The organism is Paraburkholderia kirstenboschensis (assembly GCF_904848585.1).
Lineage (GTDB): Bacteria > Pseudomonadota > Gammaproteobacteria > Burkholderiales > Burkholderiaceae > Paraburkholderia > Paraburkholderia kirstenboschensis.
Genome location: NZ_CAJHCR010000001.1, coordinates 1458620 through 1480671, shown reverse-complemented (window position 1 = coordinate 1480671; position 22052 = coordinate 1458620). Strand labels below are relative to the sequence as shown.

Here is a 22052-nt window from a genome sequence, read left to right as displayed (position 1 = left end):
AGCCAGAACGATCATGCGCCATCGTGGAAGCCAGATTGACATGGTGGTGGCTGAACACGTCTCTCCGGCGGACGTCCACTTAAAATGGTCGTTGTGCCTGGCGATATCAGGGATTTCCATGCTCGACGATTCGCTCCCATTCCGAAAGGAGTCGATGACAGCGCACCAACGCTGGACCATTCTGGTCGCCAGTACCGGGGGAGCGCTCGAGGTATTCGATTTCGTCATCTTCGGATTTTTCGCGCGAAGCATCGGCAGCGAGTTCTTTCCACCACGAAGTGGCATGTCGCCGGAGACCTTGTCATTTACGGTGCTGGCCATTGGGTACCTTTCCAGGCCGGTGGGAGGCATCTTCCTTGGCCGGCTCGGCGACACGCATGGCCGGCGCCTCGTCTTCGTGTCGTCCGCGATGATCGCCTCTGTTTCGACACTCCTCATTGGAATACTTCCTTCATACGCTGTATGGGGCGCGCCCGCCTCGGCGCTTCTACTCGTACTCCGGCTCATCCAGGGTCTCTGCCTGGGCGGTGAGCTGCCAGGAGCAGTCGTCTACGCCGTTGAAACCGCGCGTGGTAGGCCTGGTGTTCTGTGCGGCATCGTGTTCGTCGCGGTCAACCTTGCGTTGCTTCTCGCGACGAGCATTAATCTTGCGGTGCAATGGGCGTTCACACCCGAGCAAGTCAATGCGTTCGGATGGCGGATTGGCTTCCTGCTTGGTGGGACGGTCGGGCTGTTGAGCTTTGCCCTGCGCCGGACCCTTGCGGAGACCGACGAATACGCGCGGGCCATTGGCGCCCGGCATCGCGAGCCTCTTGCCGCCCTGCTTCGCAACCATTTCGCTCCCCTGACGACAGGCGCTGCCGCATGTCTGCTGGTGGGTGCGTCGGGTGGCGTCTTTATCGGATTCACGCCAAGTTATCTGCAAGGGCTTCGATACGACGCGCAGCAGATCGCGAGTGCCCAGACGCGGTACCTGATCGTCGTGGCAGCCTGCATTCTCGTGACGTCGCACGTTGGCGACCTGATGCCGCGCCGTTATGTTTTCAGGTCGGGAGCCGTCTTGTCCGCGCTGTTCGCACCGTTCTTCTTCATTGCGGCCGCCCGTCACTACGCCAGCCTGCCTGTGCTGTTCGTGATGGCCGGCGTCGTCGCCTCGCTCGCCAACGGAACCTTCGCGTGCGCGATTGCAGAGATGTTTCCAGTCGACGTCCGATTCAGCGGCGTTGCCACCGCCATGAATCTCGGTTTGGCCGCGTCGCTGGGACTGACGCCGCTCGCGGCGAATATCATCGTTTCCAGTCTGCACTGGACGACCGCGCCCGCGCTCGTCATTGTGTTGTGCTCGGCGCTTGCATTCGCGGCGTCATTCGGGATGAAGCGAGAGCGGACGGCGCGCTGACGTCGTCGATGCGAACAGGAACCCGCGATAGCAGGAGCACAGATGAACCCGCCAGAATCCGTCAGGATCGCGGATGTCGAACTCAACATTCAGCGCTACGAATTGCGCCGTGCAGGCGAGAAGGTCAGTCTCGAGCGTCTACCGATGGAGTTGCTGATCCTGATGGCATCCCGTAACGGGCAACTCGTCACGCGTGCGGATATCGTGAGAGCGCTGTGGGGCGCAAATGCGTATCGAGAAACGGACAACAGCATCAATACGGCGATTCGAAAAATCCGCGTCGCGCTTCATGATGATCCGGTGAACCCGCAGCACGTCATCACGGTGAAGGGCAAAGGCTATCGCCTGAATAACGTGCGGCCCGTGTCGGAGGAATCGGTACCCGCCCCGCAGGAAGCCGTGCGGATACTGGTCCTGCCGTTCGAAAACCAGACCGGCGATTCCGGCCAGGACAGTTTCTGCGACGCGCTGGCCGACGAAACCTCCGCCAATGTCGGCATGCTCGATCCGGAGCGCATCCTTGTCATTTCGAGGACGACGGCCGCCCGCTACCGACGGGTCAGCAAAAGTATCGCGGAGATCGCGCGCGAACTATCGATCGACTACGTGTTGGAAGGTTCGCTCAAGCGGGACGGCGTGAAGATTCGTATTCTGGCGCAACTGATTCGTTGCTTCGACCAGGTACAGATCTGGAGTCGCGCGCATGAGCCGATGGCGAGCGGAGCGCTGGAAATCCAGAAAGAGGTTGGAACGGCGCTCGCCCAGGAGGTATCGCCAGCGCTCGCGGAACAGCAACGGCACATGCTGGCGAGACGTTTGCCGGTCGATCCGGCAGCGCACGATGCCTACCTGCGCGGGCGTTACTACTGGACCCGCCGCGTGCACTTCGATGCAGGGTTTGCCGCGCATCACGCGCTGAGCGACGAGGACTTCGTTCGCGCGCGCGGCTACTTCGAGCGCGCGCTAGAACGGGACCCGACTTACGCGCTCGGGTATGTGGGGATGTCAAACGTCTTCGGCGCCACGGCGACACACGGGGTCTGTGCACCGTCGGAGGGCCACCCGAGAGCGCGGGAGGCGGCGTTGCGAGCACTGGAGCTAGACGCAGATCTTCCAGAGGCTCACCAGGCGCTAGCCGGCGTGCACTACTTCTATGACTGGGACTGGCACCGGGCAGAGGAGGAGTTCCTCGAGGCGTTACGGCTCAACCCAAGCCACGCTGAAACGAGCCGCCTGTATGCAAGACTCCTGCTGGTGCTTGGGCGAGAAGCGGAAGGCAGAGCCCAGTTCGAGCGTGCCGAAAAGGTCGACCCGCTCGGGTTCGAAGGGTCACGCGTATTTGGGCTCGTACAGGCGGGCAAATACGACGAAGTGATTCGGGAATGCCAGAACACTGGGCATGGCAACCGCTCCCCGCTTATCTATCAGCTACTGGCAACCGCATATGAGGAGCAGGGTCAATACGAGGAGGCTGTCGAAGCGACCATCGATGCACTCACGCGGTGCAACGAATTCGCCCGCGCAGAGACTATTCGCACGGTCTGGGACTCCGGGGGGTATAAAAAGGTCCTGCAATGGTATTTGCAGGACTTGATGGCGAGGCATCAAAGGCGCTATACGTCGCCGTTTCTGTTTGCGGAAATTTACGCGAGGCTCGACCAGCCGGACGAGATGTTTCATTGGCTCGACGTTGCGCTTGCCGAACATTCGCCGCGCCTGTGTGAACTTCGTACCAACGTATGGTTCCATCGCTTTCGGTCAATGGGGCGGTTCCGGAGTGTCGAAAAGCATATTGGCTACTGAGCCTGGGAGCAAAGCCCCATCGGCTCGGCGGAAGAGTCCCGGGCAGATCTGTAGCCTGCCACCGTTACGCGCGCGATGAGTGTTTTCGCGGACACTCATCGTGCGGGACGGCGGTCGCGCAAAGCCGTTGCGCGGCAGTCAATGGTGGCGGAACGTATTGTTCACGATACGGCTATGCTCCCCGGATTGCTGGGAGTTGCTGAGGTCCGGGTAGACCTGCTGCCGTGCTGTACTCGTTACCATTCCCGCTTCACCCCTTGACGCGTCGGTGACGCCTCCGACATCCTGAGCAGACGGTGCGGTTCCCGACGGTACGGGTTTGTCTTGTGCCCACGCGTGTCCCAGGAACATGCCGATGGCGCAGATTGCCACAATTCGAATCGTCTTCATGTCAATTGTCTCCTATCCACAAGTGCGGAAACGGTCAATGCATGACTGGCCGTAAGGCGATCCCGGACGGTTCCCGCGAGAACGCGGCGTCGCGTTGCTATCGCTTCGTCAATACTGCGATCAGACCGTCTCCTGCGCCATCGACTCAATCTAAAGAAATTGTTAACGCGTGCCAGATTGCGGACTCCTACTCGAAGGGCCGCGCGCATCGTTCCAAAGACATGTTCGACGGTTCGCCGGCGCACGGTCATCGCATCCGGCGTCCCGTTCAAGCATTGGATGGGCTACACGCACTTCCTGACGCGCAGGCTGCCCAATGTAGGTACCGAGATGAGTTTGACGTACTCGCCTACAATCTCACGCGAGTGCTGAGAATCCTGGGCTTTAAGAAGACGATGAAGGCGATGCGGCTGGGAGTGGATGAGCACCCCGCGTGATCCCGAAACAGAGCCCTTAACCTCGCCTGGAACGCATCAGCGGGGTTCACCTTCTCGTCGACGCCGTGATAGCCGTAAGGCAGTCAAACGCGTCGCTGGGTCAGGGTCACACGCCGCAATGAAATTCCATCGGGTTCCACACAACCTGGGTCGTCTGGCGACGTTCGTCCGTCACTAACGTGCTTTATTTGCCGTCTTCTGAAGCGCCGAAGCCAGCACCTGCCAACGTCATTGCGACGACGGCGCCGCCCGCAATGGCGAGCTCCGCGGGAGCGGTACACCAGAGCCACGAGGCCGAGAAGCGCGCCAGTCGCACCGCCGAGCGCCACGCCGCGTTCGACAGAGTGCGCGACCTCGCTGCTTTGCAGCAAGTCGTCGTACGCACGTCGCACACGTGAACAGACCTAAACAGCCGGCGCCCTCGGGAAACGGCCGCCTCGGCGACCAATGCCTGGAGGCGGCCGCTTTGCATTGCATCACGCGGCAAGTGACTCCTCCATTCGCGCGATCCGTATATGGGCGCCCTTTCCCCTTGCGCTGCCTTGCGCGATGCAGAGGAGAGGACTACCTTTGATTTAGAGCCGCTTATAACGCTCAGTGAAGCGGTCCTGGCACAAGCGCCGGCGCAGACAGTACCCGAAGTACGGCAAGGCGGCACAACGACGCCAGGAGCATTTTGTTAGCGGCTCCAGCGAGTGACGCGCAGCGAGGTGACCTATGTCGCTTGCGATTGCCCTGTTCCTGATCATCGTATTGGCGGTGGGGTTTCACTTTGCCAGTCCCTGGTGGATCACGCCGATCGCCTCGAACTGGGTGCGCATGGACGACATGCTGACCATCACGCTTGTCATTACCGGCGCGCTCTTCATCGCGATCAACCTTTTCATCGTGATCGCACTGGTGCGCTACCGCAACCGCAGGGGTCATCGCGCTGCTTACGAGCCGCACAACAGGCGGCTGGAATGGTGGCTGATCGGGCTGACCACTGTCGGCGTGGCAGCATTGCTGGCACCGGGGCTCTTCGTCTACGCAGACTTCGTACGGCCGCCGCCCAACGTGCTGCAGATGGAAGTGCTCGGCCAGCAATGGCAATGGCGCTTCCGCTTTGCCGGCCCCGGAGGCAAGCTGGGCACGACGGACGTCCGTTACATCAGCAACGACAACCCCTTCGGCCTGAACCCCGGCGACCCCAACGGCCGTGACAACTACCTGATCGAGACGCCCGAGGTACACCTGCCGCTCAACCGGCCGATCCAGGTCTTGACACGGTCGCGCGACGTGCTGCACGACTTCTACGTACCGCCGTTCCGTGCGCGCATGAACATGGTGCCCGGCATGGTGACCACCTTCTGGTTTACGCCGACCAAGGCAGGGCGTTACGACATCCTGTGCGCGCAGCTCTGCGGTATCGGGCACTCCAACATGCGCGGCGTGGTGGTGGTAGAAGACGAAGCAGCCTTCTCGCGCTGGCTGGCGAAGCAGAGCACGTTCGCGCTGCGGCAGCAGGCAAGGGTGCAGGCCGCAACCGCCGCTGCAGGCGGCAACGCCCAGGCGCTTGCTGACCAGGGCAAGACGCTCGCAGAGGCCAAGGGCTGCTTCGCCTGCCATACCGTGGACGGCAGTCCGCGCGTGGGCCCCACATGGAAGGGCCTGTACGGCAAGACCGAAACGATGGCGGACGGCAGCACCGCAAAGGTGGACGAAGCCTATCTGCGCGCCTTCATCCGCGACCCGAAGGCCCGCGTCGTGAAGGGCTTCGCACCCATTATGCCGAACTTCGACCTGAGCGAGCAGGAGCTGACCGCGCTCGTGACCTACATCCAATCGCAAGGCGGCCCGGGCGCCATCAGCGCAGCCAAACCCTAGCGGAGCAGACGCAATGCCCTACGCACACACCGACCACGTCCAGCAAAGTTTCTGGACCCGCTATGTCTGGAGCCAGGACCACAAGGTCATCGCCGTGCAGTATTCGCTGACGGCCATCGCCATCGGCCTGGTCGGCCTTGTGTTGTCGGACCTGATGCGGTTGCAGCTCGGCTTTCCGGGCAAGTTCAGTTTCATCGACGCCAACCACTACTACCAGTTCGTCACCATGCACGGGATGATCATGGTGATCTATCTGCTGACGGCGCTGTTTCTGGGCGGCTTCGGCAACTACCTGATCCCGCTGATGCTGGGCGCGCGCGACATGGTGTTCCCGTTTCTGAACATGCTGAGCTACTGGGTCTACCTGCTGGCCGTGCTGGTGCTGGTGGCGAGCTTCTTCGTGCCAGGCGGGCCGACCGGCGCTGGCTGGACGCTGTATCCACCCCAGGCCATCCTGCCGGGCACGCCGGGCGTGGAATGGGGCATCGTGTTGATGCTGGTGTCGCTGGCGATCTTTATTGTCGCGGCAACGATGGGCGGCTTGAATTACGTCACCACCACGCTACAGGCGCGCACGCGCGGCATGACGCTCATGCGCATGCCGCTCACGGTGTGGGGCATCTTCATCGCGACCATCCTGGCACTGCTGGCGTTTCCGGCGCTGTTCGTGTCGGCGGTGATGATGCTGCTCGACAGGACACTCGGCACCAGTTTCTTCATACCGGCCGTAGTGTCGATGGGGCAGACGCTCAAGCATGCCGGTGGCAGCCCGCTGCTGTTCCAGCACCTCTTCTGGTTCTTCGGGCATCCTGAGGTCTACATCGTCGCGCTGCCGGCCTTTGGCATCGCGTCGGACCTCATCAGCACGCACGCGCGCAAGAGCATCTTCGGCTACAGGATGATGGTGTGGGCCATCGTTGCCATCGGTGCGCTGAGCTTCGTAGTCTGGGCGCACCACATGTTCATCGCCGGCATGAATCCGTACTTCGGCTTCTTCTTTGCCACCACCACGCTCATCATCGCCGTCCCGACCGCCCTCAAGGTCTACAACTGGGTGCTGACCCTGTGGCGCGGCGATATCCACCTGACCGTGCCGATGCTGTTTGCCATCGGATTCATCAGCACCTTCGTCCTGGGTGGGCTGACCGGTCTCTATCTCGGCAACGTAAGCGTGGACATTCCGCTGTCGAACACGTACTTCGTGGTGGCGCACTTCCATATGGTGATGGCCGTGTCGCCTATCCTGGTGGTGTTTGGCGGCATCTACCACTGGTATCCAAAGGTGACGGGCCGCATGCTCAACGACACGCTCGGGCGGGTGCACTTCTGGGTCACCTTCATCGGTACCTATGCGATCTACTTCCCGATGCACTATCTCGGCATTCTGGGCATGCCGCGGCGGTATTACGCGTATGAGGGCTACAGCTTCATTCCATCTTCGGCGCAGGCACTCAACACGTTCATCACCGTCATTGCGCTGATCGTTGCAGTGGGGCAGTTGCTGTTCCTGTACAACCTGGCGCGGAGCCTGGTGCGCGGCAAGCGTGCCGACGGCAACCCCTGGCGGGCCACCACGCTGGAATGGCAGACGCCGCAAACGCCGCCAGTGCATGGCAACTGGGGCGCCGCGCCGCCTGTCGTTTACCGCTGGGCGTACGAATACAGCCCTCCGGGGCAGGAGGAAGACTTCGTCCCGCAAAACCAGCCGCCTGCGACGGCGCCTGAACCGTCCTCCCACCCGACGCTTCAACCCGGAGAGGCGCGCGAATGACCACACTGCCCCGCTCCTTCGTTCCTGACGCGCCACCTGTCTCGCCAAATGCGAGCCGCATCGGCCTGATCGTCTTCATGGCGGTGGCAACGACATTGTTTTCACTGCTGCTGTTCGCCTATGCAATGCGTATGCGCGAGCCCGACTGGCAGCCGATCCCGCATCCAGCGCTGCTGTGGTGGAACACCGGCGCGCTGGTGCTGGCAAGCATTGCGATGCAGCGTGCGCGGCAGATCTCGTTGCACCGCGCGGCGTGGCTGGTGGCGGGCGGTGTGCTGGCGGCCGTGTTCGTAATCGGACAACTGGCCGCCTGGCGGATGCTGTCGGCGGCCGGGCAGACCGTCACCGTCAATCCCTCGAATAGCTTCCTTTACCTGCTCACCGGCCTGCACGGGTTGCATGTGCTGGGCGGGCTGGTGGCCTGGGCCGTGACGATCGCGCTTCTCCTGCGCGCGGACCCCTTCCGAACCCACCGCGCCATCGCGCTTTGCGCCATCTACTGGCATTTCCTGCTGGCTGTCTGGCTCGTGCTGCTGGCTGCGATGTGGTGGATCACCCCTGAGTTCGTCGCCGCCATCTGCGGGCCGCTGTATGGAGCCGCGCCATGACCACGCCCACGCTCCCAACCGAATCCGCTGCCACCACGCCCAACGACGCTGGGCCTGACGGCTGGCGCGGCATCGTCACGGACTGGTCGGCCGACCGCGAAGCCTTCAAGGTGCCGTGGGGCAAGGCGATGATGTGGATCTTCCTGCTCTCGGACACCTTCATCTTCAGCAGCTTCCTGATCGGTTACATGACGGTGCGGATGTCGACCACGGTGCCGTGGCCTGACACTTCCAAAGTGTTCGCGCTCACTGTGGGCGGCGTGGATGTGCCTTTGCTGCTGATCGCCATCATGACGTTCGTCCTGATCAGCAGCAGCGGCACCATGGCGATGGCTGTCAACTTTGGCTACCGGCGCAACGCAAAGCGCGCCGCCGCACTGTTGCTCGCGACCGCGCTGCTGGGCGCGACCTTCGTGTCGATGCAGGCCTTCGAATGGACCAAGCTGATCGTCCATGAAGGTATCCGCCCTTGGGGCAACCCGATGGGCGCGGCGCAATTCGGCGCGTGCTTCTTCATGATCACGGGGTTCCACGGCTTTCACGTGAGCTGCGGTGTGATCTATCTGCTGCTGATCGCACGCAAGATCCTGCAGCCGGGGTTCACCGAGCACGGCAACTTCCAGATCGTGGAGATTGCCGGCTTGTACTGGCACTTCGTCGACCTGGTGTGGGTGTTCATCTTTGCGCTGTTCTATTTGTGGTGAGGCAGACCATGGACCACACCGATCCCGCCCATCGACCCGACGCCGCGCATGCCCAGCAGCATCCGATCGGCATCTACCTGAAGATTTGGGGTCTGCTGTTCGTACTGAGCACGATGTCGTACATGGTGGATTACTTCCACGTGCAGGGCCTGCCGCGCTGGGCGCTGATCGTCGTGCTCATGATCGCCAAGGCCGGGCTGATCGTGTCGATTTTCATGCACATGATGTGGGAGCGGTTGGCGCTGGTGTACGCCATACTGATGCCGCCCTTGGGCTTGCTGGTGCTGCTGGTGCTGATGGCTGCCGAAGCGCATCACACCTTCGGCATGCGGGAACTCTTCTTCCACTGATCCCTGCGCCGACCGTTCCTCAGGCGTGTGCCTGGAACGCACCGCTCTGAATAAAAAACGACCCGACAAATGAACTGCACCCAAAGGTTGGATCAGTGTCCAACTTTGCGGGGGGCAGTTCACAAATGCCGGGCCGTTTTTGTTTCCTGGCTCGCTGAAAATCTCGACGAAAAATACCCTCAATCAGGCGTGCTTCTCACTGAATTCGTTGAGCGGTACAGGCTGCTTGAGCGGATCGAAGTCGGCCCACCGCCCTTGTTGCCAGCGGCCGGTCGCGCGTTCAATCGCCGCGCCTCCCGCATCGCGGAGCACCCGTGCGGCGTCCAACTGGCTGTCCGGCGACACGTGTACGGCCACCAGCACACCGGAATCACGGGTTCCTTCGTTGCTGGCTTCATGCGTGCGCATCATCGCGCCGACCAATGAACCGACATACGCACTCACCCCGGCCGCGATCAGCGACACGATAAGCGGCGCCGAAAACGCCGCGAAGATCCCGACGCCGACCACCGCGCCAACCGCTGCGCCAATCGCGACGCCCATTTCGGCACCCTTCGGCGCCTCCGTCGCGTTTGCATCGGCGCTGATATCGCCGCCGGGCCGAAAGCGTGCGTGCTGGCCGATCGGATTGACGAAAAACAATGTGACGTCCTCCTCGACAAAACCGGCATTGATGAGCCGTTGCGCCGCGTCTTCAGCGGCGGGGAATGTCGTAAAGCGTGCTGCGACGATGAGTGACATGTGGCCTCCTTCCATCGTTGACTAGCGGTTGCAGACTATGCCGCCCCACCTCACTCGCGCCGACACAGAGGTGCATGCGGTGGCACGCGCCGCGACTATGCCGTGGTGCCGCGATCGGGTTCCATGCCGTCCACTCTGAACCGTCCGCTATGTAACACTACTCCTTTGCCGCCGTTCTGGTCGATCGCTTCCGCGCAAACCGAACGGATAGGATTGCGCCGTTGTCGAAAGCAGCCATTGAGGCGGATTCCAGCGCGGAATGGGCGTCGAAATGATCTTCCAGTGCCTCGGCGGTAATTGCCGCACTCAACCGGCTCGCCGTCGACGCGCGCCGTAAAGCGCACTGTCAGATTCACGCCGTCGAAGACCGGCCTGTCGTCGGGAAAAGTGATGTGCATTAGGGAATCCTCATAGGCTGGCAGCAGCGGAATTGCACTCATGCCGAACCACCGGATCGTGTCGCCGTTCACTTCGCCGGCCTGGCAGACTTCTGCGTCGAGCCGTCGACGGCGAGCACCGCTGCCTCATAGCCATTCAGCCTGTTAGCCATGCGTTTTCTCCTTCAACGTCGATGCGGGGAGCGTGGCTTCGCAGGCATTTGATCCTCCACTGCGAACTAAAAGATTAATTATCGATCCGCTGGCAGGACTGCCGCGACCAACAACTGACGTGCCTCAAGGGTCTCTTGCACGTACAGTTCATCACGCCACGTCGTCGCCAGAGCGAGGATCATCCGTCGCGGTGGCGATAGCCATGCGGCGCTATCAATCTCGCGAGTTGGAGGACTAGAATGAATTATCCGAATCAGTCGGGAGAGATATTGTGGAACTTCACTTGAATTCCCATCATTTCACACACGGCCGGCCTGACTGGCGGGCAGCCGTGCTGGCAGGCGTCATCGCGGGCGTTGTGTTCCTGGCGTTAGGGGTTATCGTGATGGCACTGATGACAGGCGCAAGTCTGCTGGAGCCCCCACGCATGGTCGCCGCGATCATGCTGGGACGAGGCGCATTGCAATCGTCGCAAGCATTCTCAGTTGGCATCGTGCTCGCGGCCTTTGTGGTGCATTTTGCCCTTGCCATCGTATTCACGCTTATCCTCGGTCTGATCATGACGTCATTCAACCTTGACTCGAGCATGGGGATGGCTTCACTGGCTGGTGGCGCTTTCGCTGCAGTCGTTTACCTGATTAATTTTTACGGCATGACACAGTTTTTTCCGTGGTTCGCAGAAGCACGCAACTGGGCCAGCCTGCTCGTTCACATCGTCTTCGGTATCGTGGCGGCGAATATGTACATGAGACTGGAACGCAACACATCCCGCGGGGTCAAGGCGGACGCGGGCGGCCCGTCGTAGTCCGGTGCCGTGTTGATCAACCGGTCTCCAGAGCAGAAAAGGCTCGCCGCGCAACACATGAGCACCTAGTCGAGATAGGGATGGTGGGCCAGACGAGACGAAAGAAAAGCCAAGCCGGAAGATCGGCCAGCGCCCGAACGGAGCACGCCGTATCGGTGCGAGTTTCTGCTGAACCGGTTGATCGTCATGAATCGGCTCGCCGTCTCTGAAGGCAATGCCTGCGAGCAACAGCTTGATCTTTTCGGGACCGTCGCTGCGGCGCCACGTTTTTCACGCATTTGCGTGTGCGCGTGGTTCGATGACGCACGATCGCGAATACAACGAAATGCGTCGCCAGGTTTTCTTGGGTTCCATCAGCTTGAATGCAAGCAGGACCTGACGAGCCGGCTGCCTCCAGGCGTGTTCATCTTCCCGGACGCGCCGGTGCCGCCCAACACTCGGATGCTCGTCGTCGCGATGCTCGATGCCGAGACCGATGCGTGCGAAACGGTGACATTTCAAGCGGGGTGGACGCTGCAATCGGGGCAGGCCGCCCGCGCTACCTTGACGCAACAGACGACGCTCAAGGCGGCGCTGGAGAACCGCGGCGCGGCGGCGCAGGCCGCTGCGCTGCGCCGCATTCTCGGGGCGTTGGCCGACCGGATCGCCGCGTCGTTCGTCGCGCGCTGGCAAGCTGGAAATGCCGATACATCCCGTCATTCGACGAGGGGCAGCGTCTCGAACGAGTGATACTTACGAAGGCAGAGCGGGCAGCGCGGCACGCGCATTGTCCGTCACGAATGGCCCCACGACGCGGGACTTTCGATCATGTACGCATACTTCAGGCGGTCGTACCGGCCTGGCCCTTTCGACGACGAGGGGGGTGTGCCGAGCCGCGAGTGGCGCATCAAGCGCAACTGCTCCCTCACGCCGCGGCAGTCGCTCGCCGCGACCGTGTTCCTCATGGCGCTCGAGCTCGCGATCGGCGTGGCAGCGTCATTCGCATTCGGCGCGTGGCTCACGCTGCCCTTCTCGATGCTTTGCACCGTGGCCGTCGGCATTGCGTTTATCGCCTACTCCAGGCACGCAACGGACGGCGAGGTACTGACGTTCGCGCCCCCGTTCGTGATCGTCGAAGTACACGAGTGCGGACGCCGCACGATGTATCGGATGAATGCGGCCCGCTTGGCCGTGTCTCTCGGCGACAGCGATGGCGCCGTCTATCTTTGCGACGGCTGGCAGCGTATACCCGTCGGACGGCAACTGCCTGCCGCCGCCCGCGCGGAGTTCGTGCGTCAATTGCGCCGCTTTATCGTGGCCGACTGCTGACATGCTGGCCAATGATGGCCAGGCATGTCTGATTGGCCTCACAGCAACACGCCGGGCGCCCCTACGATGCCGATGCCGCACGCGATGCTCACGCCAGTGATCGGAGCCATGCGAAATGCGCCGCGCACTCGCTCTGCAGCGGGCAACACAGGGCCGCTCGCCAGCGCGATCAGCGGTCCTGCAACCAACGGCATCAGCAAAGCGTTGAGCACGTCGGCGGCGATGTTGAGCGACAGCGGGTCCGACACGCGCGCGACGGACACCGAACTACGACCACTGTTGACCCCGTAGAACCATCGCGCGTCGACCGCATGCAAGGCCAGCGACCAACAGCAACACCACCTTCATCGGTGGCGGATGTTGCGCTCATCTTTCGGTGGCGCTGTTGATCGACATGAACCGGACTTCGCAGGCGTCCTTTGCAACGCTTCTTCACGAACACGGACATACCGACACGCTCGTCGCGCGTGCCCAGCAACAGATGGAGACGACGTTGCAACAGGGCTTCCGGTTAAGCGATCTGGCGGCATCGCTTGCGGTCAGCGAACGCACGCTCAATCGCCGTTTCAAGGAAGCCGTCGGGCTCGCACCTTTGACGTACCTGCAGAATCTGCGTATCGAGGTCGCGAAGCGTTTACTGTGTCGGTTATGGCGATACCAGCACATTCCGGCAATTGTTCAAGCGCAAGACCGGGTTGTCCCCGAGCGAATATCAAATGCGGTTTTCGCGTGCTGCAGCGGCACAGGTAGAAAGCGAGCAAGGCAGCAAACGCAGTTGAGGCCTCGCCTTTCGCCACATCGCGCCAGGACTCCCGTCGTTTCTCTCCACTCTCCCCCGCATCTTTGTTTGTATCCCAAAGTATCTGCAACAGACAGGGAGCGCGTTGAGCTTCGATTACTCACGGTAGCGCGCTCCCTTAAATGCACTGCGGTGCGCCTTCGAGTACCACATGGCCGAGGAGTCGTCGCGTCCGCCCGCCGGCTCGCCACTATCAGACGCATATCAGTGATCATTCGCCATATTCCATGCTTGGCGCCATATGAGACGCTGACGACAGCCCTTTGTAATCCAGGCGACTCTCAACGTTCATAGCCCGCTTCTAAGGTCTTACCGTTGTAACCAACGGTAAGGAGACGGGTAATGGCAGCCTTTCGTTTTTCACACTCATGTAATCAGGGATACTTCCGTATTTCCTTAGCGGCTTTCGCAGGTGCAGCTGCGTTGGCGTTCTCCAGTTGGCCCGCAGGCGTGACTGCTGCAGGTGGCGACCATAAGTTGGAAACGCAAACACCAATTAAACATGTAATCGTTGTAGTCGGAGAGAATCGAACCTTCGACCACGTTTTCGGCACGTATCAGCCGGCACACGGCCAGTCGGTGTGGAACCTGCTTTCGCAAGGCATCGTCAATGCAGATGGCTCGCCGGGTCCGAACTTCAAGAAGGCGCAACAGTACGAGGCGCAGTTGATCGGACCCGCAAGGTTTTCGCTTGCCCCGTCGAACAAGACCCCGTACGGGACGCTGCCTGCTCCCAACACTGGCGGATCACCTACTGCTGCGAGCGACGCAAGCCCGCCACCTTTCGCCAGTCACGATGCGGCTGTTCACGTTGAGGGCGAAGCGCTCGAGGCATCCGACATCGATCAACTGCTAAGCGGCGCATCGGGACTGCCGAAAGATGTGAAGGACTCGCGCGTAGCCAACTACAACGCTTTGCTGAACGGTCCATTTCTGCTTCAACCGCCGCTTTACGACGCGTACATGGGTGGCCCTGTGCACCGCTTCTATCAGGCATGGCAGCAGTCGGACTGCGATCTCGCCCACGCAAGCCGCGAAAATCCGAGCGGCTGCCTCGGCGATCTTTTTGCGTGGGTCGAAACCACTATCGGTGCGGGCAGCAATGGCAAACCACAACCCACGCCGTTTGACGACCAGACCACCGGTGAAGGCTCGAATGCGCTCGGGTTCTACAACGTGAACAGCGGGGACATGCCGTACTTCACGCAGTTGGCGCGGCAATACTCGATGAGCGACAACTACCACCAACCGGTAATGGGCGGCACGGGAGCGAACAGCATCATGATTGGTGCCGCCGACGCATATTTCTATACGGACGGTAACGGCCATCCCGCAACACCGCCATCGGACCAGATTGAAAACCCGAATCCTTTGTCCGGCACCAACAACTGGTACACGCAGGACGGGTATTCCGGTGGCAGTTACAGCGACTGTTCGGATTCGAGTCAGCCGGGCGTCGGTCCCATCCGCCGTTACCTCCAGTCACTGCCCTATCACCCGAAGCCTAACTGCGCGCCAAAGCACTATTACCTGCTGAACAACTATAACCCCGGCTACAACGGCGACGGCACGGTACTCGACACGACTCAATCGCCTTATACGATCCCTCCGTCACCCGTACGGACCATCGGCGACACGCTGCTTGATCGCAACATTGCCTGGAAATACTACGGCGAAGGGTGGCGTAGTTTTATCAAGGATCCGTCGACAAGCGTCTATTGCAACATCTGCAATCCGTTCCTGTATGAGACGTCGATCATGACGAATCAGCAGGTGCGCGATACTCATCTCGCAGATTTGCCGGATCTGTATGCGGACATACAGGCTGGAAACCTGCCCGCGGTATCGTTCGTGAAACCTGGCGGACTGCTCGATGGACATCCTACGTCGTCGAAATTCGGGCTCTACGAGGCGTTCGTAAGAAAACTCGTCGACGCGGTGAAGAGCGATCCGAAGTTGTGGGCCAATACAGCGATCCTCATCACCACGGACGAAGGCGGCGGATACTACGATTCAGGCTACATCCAGCCCATCGATTTTTTCGGCGACGGCTCACGTATCCCTATGATCGCAGTTTCGAAGTATTCCGTAGGAGGACGAATTTCGCACGGCTACGCCGACCACGCGTCGGTGGTCAAATTCATCGAACGGAACTGGGGACTTCCGACGATTACAGAACGCAGTCGTGACAATCTGCCAAATCCTGTCCAGCGCCGCGATAACCCGTATGTGCCAGTAAATTCCCCCGCCATAGGCGACCTGTTCGATCTTTTCGACTTCGACCGGGATTCCGACGATCACGGTCATCACGACGGACGTCACCGGAACGACGAAGACAGCGGCAACGGCGGTAAAGGCTGGTGGCCGTTCTGACTGGACCTTACGTTCTCGCTTGCAAAGCGTGACGACGAGGAGCACGGCTGCGCATGTCGGCGGCCGTCCCCAAGGCCTTTATGTAGTGTGTTTGTGTTTGCGGTGCCAGAACAGTTTCTCCGTGCGTTTCCGTCAAATCTGCTTTCGACTATTCAGATCATCCCATGCACTGCCGTAAACCCTGAGAGTAATCGCCCGACCGCAGACCGCAATGGTGTCAGACACGATGCGCACGGTACGGCGTCCACTTCATCTCTCAGGCTTGCATGAAACTCGCATTGAAGCTCCCGCTCGGCTTTGCCGCGGCACTCTTCCTGATGTTCGCCGGCGCCATGTACGGCCTTTACTCGATGCATCGCTCGCTTGGCGAGTACGACGAGCTTGTGCGCATACACGTCGCGAACGAGCGCATGGCCGCGAATACCCTTGTGAACTTCAAACTGCAAGTGCAGGAATGGAAAGACGTGCTGTTGCGTGGCAAGGACCCGGTAAAACTCGACAAGGGATGGGCCGCCTTCGAGAGACAGGAGCGCCTTGTCGACGACGAGACGAAAGTGTTGCTTTCAACGCTCGATGAGCCCGGTACTCGTGCGATCGTCGAGCAGTTCGCCAACGCGCACGCGAGTATGGGCAATGGCTATCGGAAGGGACTGGAAGCGTTCAAGGCCAACGATTTCGAGCCGACAGTCGGTGACCGGGCCGTGGCCGGCGTCGATCGCGAGCCGGCGCGTTTGCTCGGTGACGTGGTCGAGCAGATCGCGAGGAAGACCGCGGCGATGTCGGCGCAAGCCGACCGTGACGCGCGTCGGGCCGGCGCAATCAGCCTGGCGCTGATGTTGGGTGCCTTCGCAGCGGGACTGAGCGGTGCGATGCTGTTCAGCCGCTCAATCACCCGACCGCTTGCAACTGCGGTACAGGTAGCGCGCAGAGTTGCGCAGGGCGACCTGACTTCGAAGATACACATAGATCGCTCGGACGAGCTCGGCGCTTTGCTGAAAGCACTTGCCGACATGCAATCCAGTCTGCTAAGCGTCGTGGGCACGGTGCGCCGCAACGCGGATGGCGTCGCGATGGCGAGTTCGGAAATCGCGGCAGGCAATCTGAGTCTGTCCGCGCGTACGGAAGAGCAGGCCGCCTCTTTGGAGCAAACGGCGGCCAGCATGGAAGAACTGACGAGCACGGTGCGCCAGAATGCCGGGAATGCGGGACTCGCGTCGTCGCTTGCTGAAAAGGCATCCGACACTGCGACCTCCGGTGGCACCGTGATGCAGAGCGTCGTCAGGACCATGGAAGGTATTAGCGAGAGCTCGTCAGAGGTGAGTGAGATTATCGCGGTAATCGAGGGTATCGCTTTTCAGACAAACATCCTGGCACTCAACGCGGCCGTTGAGGCGGCTCGCGCCGGCGAGCAAGGGCGAGGATTCGCAGTCGTCGCTGGCGAAGTGCGTGCGCTCGCGCAGCGAAGCGCGGCTGCGCGGTCGTTTAATGTCTGAACGGAGGCCCGCGGCGCTAGATATCGCTCTGGGCATGCAAGAACGAGGTCCATGCGTGCCCATCGATCGGGCGGACCGATCACAATTGGTCGGAGCTGGCTGGTAGCAGATCAGGTGCCCGCCCGGGGCCCAGAGGAGTTCGTTCGGCACTGCAGGCGCAACAAGCACGCAATGACCTCGTCCGCCGCAATTTCTTACGGGATAGGCGCCAGCCGGACGCTGCAGAGGAAAAAGGCCATTCGCCATACCTCGCGAAACCAGGAATGACGTCAACGGACTCCTTGAAGTGGGCAGCTACGGCCCTGGCCTGGTCCCCGCAGGATCAACAGATGCCGTCGCGCCGTCCGGTGGACGCTCGTCGCGGATCTCGCCTTCAGCAAGGTTTGCTGCGTCGCCCACGCGCCGGCAGCCGGCTACGAGGTAGTCCTGACCGAACTTCGATTCAGGTTCTACCCGGGCAACTTTGCCGCCAACACGTCGACCTTCTCGATCGTAGGCGGTTGCGCGAAGAGTTCTGGCGCCTGCGCCATCAGCGCCGCGGCGACACGCCCCGACAGATGGGCTTGCCGACCTGCCTCATCGGGGAAGGCGTCGAAGATACCAAACGTCGACGGTCCCAGTCGGAGCCCGAACCACGCGATCGTAGACGGCTCTTCCTGGACGATCGGCAGACCGTCACGGAGGAAGTTTTCTACATCCGCTTCCCTCCCCGGCTTGGCTTCCAATCGAACGAACAAGGCGACATTGACCATTTTCAATCTCCTTCGAGTGTGTTGGTGATGCTACGCCACTTTGGCGGCGTAAGCATCCGTGACTCGCACCGAGTAGACCAGTGCGGCACCGACATTGACCGCAATCGCGACCTCCAGGGCCTCGACGATATGTTCGCGGCTGCCCCTGTTTCACTGCCCGTCGTCCCCGTCGTGTAAAACGCCGTTGCCCGTGTATTCTCGTCAAAGTCGGAAAATTCATAGTTCTCCGAACTTGCGGCAAGCATTGCTGCGTATTCAGTGGAAAGCGGAATGGAGCGCGTAGCGACCTCGCTGCCCTCTTCGTCGCTCCAGACGAAGGTGCACACCGTTTCGAGCTGGACTTAGATCGCCTCGACGACGGGCATAAAATCGGTGTGATCGAACAGTATCTCCACGCCAGCGTGATCGATCGTATAAGCGATCTCTTCCTGTGACAGGCGCACATTGACCGTCTGCAGGACGGCGCCCATCATGGGAACCGCGAAAGAGCATGCAAGATAACGGCGACTGTCCCAGTCCATCACTGCGACGGTGCGACCCGCATCGAAACCGGTCGGCGTTGCCCGTCCGGTCATAGCGTCTGCTTAGTGGACTCAATCCGCGCCACCGGCGCGCATTGCCCGGTACTCCCGTCGCACGATGTCCATGAGTTCGGACACGGAAGTAAGCGCGCTCTTCTGCTCGTAGGTCACCCGGCCTCGCTGCATCAACATGATGCGATCGGCGATATCGAGCGTCTGCGCATAGTTGTGCATGATCATGATGATGGAAAGGCCGCCCTTTTCCTTCAAGCGCATCAGGAGGTCGACGATGAGCCCCGCTTCGCGTGCGCCCATCGCGGCGAGCGGCTCGTCGAGCAACAGAATCTTCGCATTGGAATACACGGCGCGCGCCACGGCGATGGCTTGACGCTGCCCGCCCGAAAGGCGCTCCACGGGCACGTCCACCGAAGGCACATGCACGCCGATATCATCGAGACACTGCGCCGCGCGCTCACGCATCTGCTTGTGGTCAAGCAGCCTGAACGGTCCGCGCCGGACAATCTCGCGGTTCAAAAACATGTTGTGGTAAATACTCAAGGAATTCGCGAGCGCGAGATCCTGATACACGCATTCGATACCGAGCGAACGCGCATGATCGACCGAGCGCAACAGCGTCTTCTCGCCGCCGATGTACAGCGCGCCGGCCGTTTGCTGATGGAAGCCCGTGAGGATCTTGACGAGCGTAGACTTGCCCGCGCCGTTGTCGCCGAGCACACCGAGAATTTCGCCCTTGCCGAGCGTGAGTGAGACGCCGTCTAGCGCGGTCACCGCACCGAAACGTTTGACGAGGCTCTCACCGCGCACGGCGAGCGGCGCATCGGACGTGGCATTCGCGCCTAAGGAGGAGGTTTGCGATTCGTCCATCAGCGCCCTGCCTTACGGCGAATGCGCCCGACGTGGATGTTGAAGATCATCGCCGCCAGAATCGCGGCGCCAAGAATAATGTTGAATGTGAACGCGTTGATGCCGATGAGCGTGAAGCCGTCGTTGAGAATGCCGAGCACCGCCGCACCGATCAGGCCGCCCACGATGGTGCCTGATCCGCCCGTGAGCGGCGTGCCGCCGATCACGGCGGCGGCCACGGCAAGGAACATGATCTGATTACCGCCCGCCTGTGGGTCGATCGAGGTAATGCGAAAGGCTTCCAGGATGCCGGTGAGGCCCGCGAGCACCGCGGCGAGGATGAAGTTGCCGAGCCGCAGCCGGTTCACATGCAGGCCAACTTCACTAGCGCCCAGTGGATTCGCGCCCGCAGCCTGAGTATGCAGTCCCCAGCGGGTATGCCGCAAAAGCACATGCATTGCGAAGGCGATCGCCACAGTCCAGATAATCTCGCTGTAGCCCCACGCTCCCATGAATGCCGAGAATGCAGGCGATCCCGGCGTGGGCGCGGGCGTACCGCGCGAGACGGTGAGCGTGATGCCGTTGATCAGAAAGAGCGTGCCGAGCGTGGTGACGAACGAGGGCAGCCTCAGCCACACCGTCACGGCGCCGTTCACGAAGCCGATGACCGCCGCGGCCGCGAGCCCCACGATCACGGCGAGCCACATGGGCGAACCTGCGTCGTTCGCAAACACCATCATGAACGGCGCGAATGCGAACACCATGCCCGCCGATAGATCGATGTCGCCGCCAATCATCAACATGACTTCGCCGAACGCGATGATCGCCACCGGCGCGATGAACTGCGAAAGGTTGATGAGGCTCGCGTTGGTGAGCAGGAAATCGTGGTTCGCGAATTCAAAGTAAGCGGCTAGCAGCACGGCCACGAGCAGGATACGCAGTTCGGCCGCCCAGTGTGACGCGAATGAAGCCCCCGCGCGTCGGGGCACAGGGGCCGCTTCAACCTTGCTGGCTTCGTTCACTGTATCCATCACGACCTGATTGCGCCGCTCATCGGAACGATTTGCGGCTTGGTGGTCTTGCCTTCATAACGTGTCGAGGTATTGAGGTAGGGCTCAACGGTCTCCCTGGTCACGAATTTCAGGCCGGTGTTGGCGTCGGCCGGCCCGACCAGCCCGCCCGAGGACAGGAACACGAACGCCTGCATCACCGTATAGAAACCCTGCACGTACGGCTGCTGATCGATGGTGAAGTCGAGGAAGCCTTCGTGGATGAGCTGGACCGTGGTCGGCAGGAGGTCGAAGCCGCCACCGTGCACGCCCTTCGACGGAAGGTTCGATTCCTTCATCACCTGCGCGACGCCCTGCGTGCTGCCCGCATCGACGGCGAACATCCCCTTCAGGTTTTGGTGGCCCAGATAGAACGACTTGATCTTTGACAGTTCCTCGTTGACCGTCGCGCCAGTGGCCACGGTCTGGATGTCAATCTTCTTGCCGGACTTCTTGATGGCGTCGCTCGCACCGTCCAATCGCGGCTGAATGTTGAGCTGCCCCGGCGTTGCAATAAAAAGCGCGACCATGCCGCTGTCGATGAGGCTCACGATGCGCTCGCCCATCTGGTAGCCGGAGAGATACAGGTCCTGGCCGACATATGCGAGGCGCGGATTCTTCTTGCCGCGCGGCGCATCGGCGTTATAGGCGAACACCGGAATGCCGGCGTCGAGCGCGGCCTGGATCGGCCTGTCGAAGGCGGTCGGATCGACGATCGGCACAGCGATGGCGTCGGCCTTCGCGGCAATCGCCGAGTTTACGGCGCGGACCATTTCGCCCGCGTCCGAAGTCGCCGAGCCGGTCCACTGATAATCCATGCCGAGCAGCGAGCAGGCATCCTGAATGCCGTATTGCGTGGGCACGAAGAAAGGATTGGTGGTGACGTGATTGACGAACACGATTCTCCACTTCTTATGCGACGGAAAAGCTGCCTCGGCAGCCTGCGCGGTGCCGATCAGCCCGCCAGCACCGCCTGGCCCACCCATCAGCGAGAGCGCCGCGGCTACTCCCGTGCCCCGCATTAGCGCGCGCCGCGCCGCGCTGAATTTGTCAAGGCTGTGTTCCTGATCGTCATCACGCTGCAGTGCCATCTCTTCCTCCGGTTCTTTTCTTCGTTGATCGGTGCGATTGAAGCGGTCGACGTTGAGTCGATCGCATGCAGATGCTGGACGGCAGCGGAGCGCTGCGCAACGCGGAACTCGGGTGTGGAGACGGGCAACCCGATCTGAAAGTGCTGGATATGCGTCGTGTGGTACCGAAAATGTTAGTGCAACGAGGTTGCACCTCCTAATCCATGTATACCCCTAACTAGTCCTGCCATCGAATGGGCCGTAAGGCGATCGCCGAACAAAGGAATCGACAAAGTGAATATGTGGGATTTATGCCCCACGATGAGCACGACGGCGAGCTACCGCAGGAAAACAACTATGTCACTTGCCGTGCAGAGATTTCGCTCGACGCTGCATGT

General features: G+C 61.1%; 20 protein-coding genes and 6 pseudogenes. 15 read left to right on the top strand and 11 right to left on the bottom strand.

Going from position 1 to position 22052, the window contains the following annotated elements:
• Positions 1–154: 154 nt before the first annotated feature.
• A complete protein-coding gene (locus tag JMY24_RS06660; RefSeq protein ID WP_236597324.1) occupies positions 155–1399 on the top strand; it encodes an MFS transporter in 1245 nt (414 codons plus the stop codon).
• A gap of 42 nt (positions 1400–1441) precedes the next feature.
• Positions 1442–3202 (top strand): winged helix-turn-helix domain-containing protein, encoded by a 1761-nt coding sequence (locus JMY24_RS06655; RefSeq protein WP_128596267.1) that lies wholly within the window; start codon positions 1442–1444, stop codon positions 3200–3202.
• Positions 3203–3340: 138 nt separating this feature from the next.
• Here the strand turns inward: JMY24_RS06655 and JMY24_RS06650 are convergent, their stop codons facing one another.
• Entirely contained in the window at positions 3341–3592 is a 252-nt protein-coding gene (locus tag JMY24_RS06650; RefSeq protein ID WP_128596266.1) for a hypothetical protein, read from the bottom strand.
• Positions 3593–3820: 228 nt separating this feature from the next.
• Here JMY24_RS06650 and JMY24_RS39880 point away from each other — a divergent pair.
• Positions 3821–4029 (top strand): annotated as a pseudogene (locus JMY24_RS39880) (hypothetical protein); the annotation flags it as partial.
• 202 nt (positions 4030–4231) lie between these two features.
• Here the strand turns inward: JMY24_RS39880 and JMY24_RS39565 are convergent.
• A pseudogene (locus JMY24_RS39565) lies at positions 4232–4400 on the bottom strand (DUF1269 domain-containing protein); the annotation flags it as partial.
• A gap of 346 nt (positions 4401–4746) precedes the next feature.
• Between JMY24_RS39565 and JMY24_RS06640 the strand changes: the two are divergent.
• Genes JMY24_RS06640 through JMY24_RS06620 form a run of 5 tightly spaced genes read left to right on the top strand, consistent with a single transcriptional unit; the run spans position 4747 to position 9328 of the window.
• On the top strand, positions 4747–5895 hold the full coding sequence (locus JMY24_RS06640) for a c-type cytochrome (protein ID WP_128585143.1): 1149 nt from the start codon (positions 4747–4749) through the stop codon (positions 5893–5895).
• 13 nt (positions 5896–5908) lie between these two features.
• Positions 5909–7666: a cytochrome c oxidase subunit I gene (ctaD, locus tag JMY24_RS06635; RefSeq protein ID WP_128596265.1), complete on the top strand. Its 1758-nt coding sequence runs from the start codon at positions 5909–5911 to the stop codon at positions 7664–7666.
• On the top strand, positions 7663–8274 hold the full coding sequence (locus JMY24_RS06630; RefSeq protein ID WP_128596264.1) for a cytochrome c oxidase subunit 3: 612 nt from the start codon (positions 7663–7665) through the stop codon (positions 8272–8274). The genes ctaD and JMY24_RS06630 overlap by 4 nt, the downstream gene beginning before the upstream one ends.
• Positions 8271–8978 (top strand): heme-copper oxidase subunit III family protein, encoded by a 708-nt coding sequence (locus JMY24_RS06625; protein ID WP_128596263.1) that lies wholly within the window; start codon positions 8271–8273, stop codon positions 8976–8978. Before JMY24_RS06630 ends, JMY24_RS06625 begins: the two co-directional genes overlap by 4 nt.
• Before the next feature lie 8 nt (positions 8979–8986).
• Positions 8987–9328, top strand: coding sequence for a cytochrome C oxidase subunit IV family protein (locus JMY24_RS06620; RefSeq protein WP_128585147.1), 342 nt, complete (start codon positions 8987–8989; stop codon positions 9326–9328).
• A 183-nt stretch (positions 9329–9511) separates the two neighbouring features.
• On the opposite strand, the gene JMY24_RS06615 is transcribed toward JMY24_RS06620, so the two are convergent.
• On the bottom strand, positions 9512–10069 hold the full coding sequence (locus JMY24_RS06615) for a hypothetical protein (protein ID WP_128596262.1): 558 nt from the start codon (positions 10067–10069) through the stop codon (positions 9512–9514).
• Between the two features lie 95 nt (positions 10070–10164).
• Entirely contained in the window at positions 10165–10539 is a 375-nt protein-coding gene (locus JMY24_RS39225) for a DUF1488 family protein (RefSeq protein ID WP_413231221.1), read from the bottom strand.
• Positions 10540–10903: 364 nt separating this feature from the next.
• Between JMY24_RS39225 and JMY24_RS06605 the strand changes: the two genes are divergently transcribed.
• Entirely contained in the window at positions 10904–11425 is a 522-nt protein-coding gene (locus JMY24_RS06605; RefSeq protein ID WP_236597323.1) for a hypothetical protein, read from the top strand.
• Between the two features lie 156 nt (positions 11426–11581).
• On the opposite strand, the pseudogene JMY24_RS06600 reads toward JMY24_RS06605, so the two are convergent.
• Positions 11582–11741 (bottom strand): annotated as a pseudogene (locus tag JMY24_RS06600) (IS256 family transposase); the annotation flags it as partial.
• Between JMY24_RS06600 and JMY24_RS06595 the strand changes: the two are divergent.
• The gene (locus tag JMY24_RS06595) at positions 11708–12154 is read left to right on the top strand and encodes an ABC-type transport auxiliary lipoprotein family protein (protein WP_236597322.1); all 447 of its coding nucleotides are present in this window, start codon (positions 11708–11710) and stop codon (positions 12152–12154) included. The pseudogene JMY24_RS06600 and the gene JMY24_RS06595 sit on opposite strands and share 34 nt — an antisense overlap.
• Positions 12155–12232: 78 nt before the next feature.
• Positions 12233–12733, top strand: coding sequence for a DUF2244 domain-containing protein (locus JMY24_RS06590; RefSeq protein WP_128597814.1), 501 nt, complete (start codon positions 12233–12235; stop codon positions 12731–12733).
• A 38-nt stretch (positions 12734–12771) separates the two neighbouring features.
• On the opposite strand, the gene JMY24_RS06585 is transcribed toward JMY24_RS06590, so the two are convergent.
• On the bottom strand, positions 12772–12996 hold the full coding sequence (locus tag JMY24_RS06585) for a hypothetical protein (protein ID WP_164853801.1): 225 nt from the start codon (positions 12994–12996) through the stop codon (positions 12772–12774).
• A 131-nt stretch (positions 12997–13127) separates the two neighbouring features.
• Here JMY24_RS06585 and JMY24_RS39560 point away from each other — a divergent pair.
• The 4 genes and pseudogenes from JMY24_RS39560 to JMY24_RS06570 form a co-directional block, all read left to right on the top strand.
• A pseudogene (locus JMY24_RS39560) lies at positions 13128–13319 on the top strand (GlxA family transcriptional regulator); the annotation flags it as partial.
• Between the two features lie 22 nt (positions 13320–13341).
• Positions 13342–13512: an AraC family transcriptional regulator gene (locus JMY24_RS38250; protein WP_236597338.1), complete on the top strand. Its 171-nt coding sequence runs from the start codon at positions 13342–13344 to the stop codon at positions 13510–13512.
• A 362-nt stretch (positions 13513–13874) separates the two neighbouring features.
• Positions 13875–15905 (top strand): alkaline phosphatase family protein, encoded by a 2031-nt coding sequence (locus JMY24_RS06575; RefSeq protein ID WP_128597812.1) that lies wholly within the window; start codon positions 13875–13877, stop codon positions 15903–15905.
• A gap of 266 nt (positions 15906–16171) precedes the next feature.
• Positions 16172–17380, top strand: a pseudogene (locus JMY24_RS06570) (methyl-accepting chemotaxis protein); the annotation flags it as partial.
• A gap of 467 nt (positions 17381–17847) precedes the next feature.
• Here JMY24_RS06570 and JMY24_RS06565 read toward each other — a convergent pair.
• From JMY24_RS06565 to JMY24_RS06545, 5 genes and pseudogenes are all read right to left on the bottom strand, one after another.
• The gene (locus tag JMY24_RS06565; RefSeq protein WP_128588464.1) at positions 17848–18150 is read right to left on the bottom strand and encodes a putative quinol monooxygenase; all 303 of its coding nucleotides are present in this window, start codon (positions 18148–18150) and stop codon (positions 17848–17850) included.
• A 143-nt stretch (positions 18151–18293) separates the two neighbouring features.
• Positions 18294–18701 (bottom strand): annotated as a pseudogene (locus JMY24_RS06560) (AMP-binding protein); the annotation flags it as partial.
• A 42-nt stretch (positions 18702–18743) separates the two neighbouring features.
• The gene (locus JMY24_RS06555; protein ID WP_128597811.1) at positions 18744–19556 is read right to left on the bottom strand and encodes an ATP-binding cassette domain-containing protein; all 813 of its coding nucleotides are present in this window, start codon (positions 19554–19556) and stop codon (positions 18744–18746) included.
• A complete protein-coding gene (locus JMY24_RS06550; protein WP_201701561.1) occupies positions 19556–20566 on the bottom strand; it encodes an ABC transporter permease in 1011 nt (336 codons plus the stop codon). The genes JMY24_RS06555 and JMY24_RS06550 overlap by 1 nt, the downstream gene beginning before the upstream one ends.
• Positions 20566–21675 carry a sugar ABC transporter substrate-binding protein gene (locus JMY24_RS06545; protein WP_128597809.1) on the bottom strand — a complete coding sequence of 370 codons (1110 nt, stop codon included), beginning with the start codon at positions 21673–21675 and terminating at the stop codon, positions 20566–20568. Before JMY24_RS06545 ends, JMY24_RS06550 begins: the two co-directional genes overlap by 1 nt.
• Positions 21676–22052: the final 377 nt, after the last annotated feature.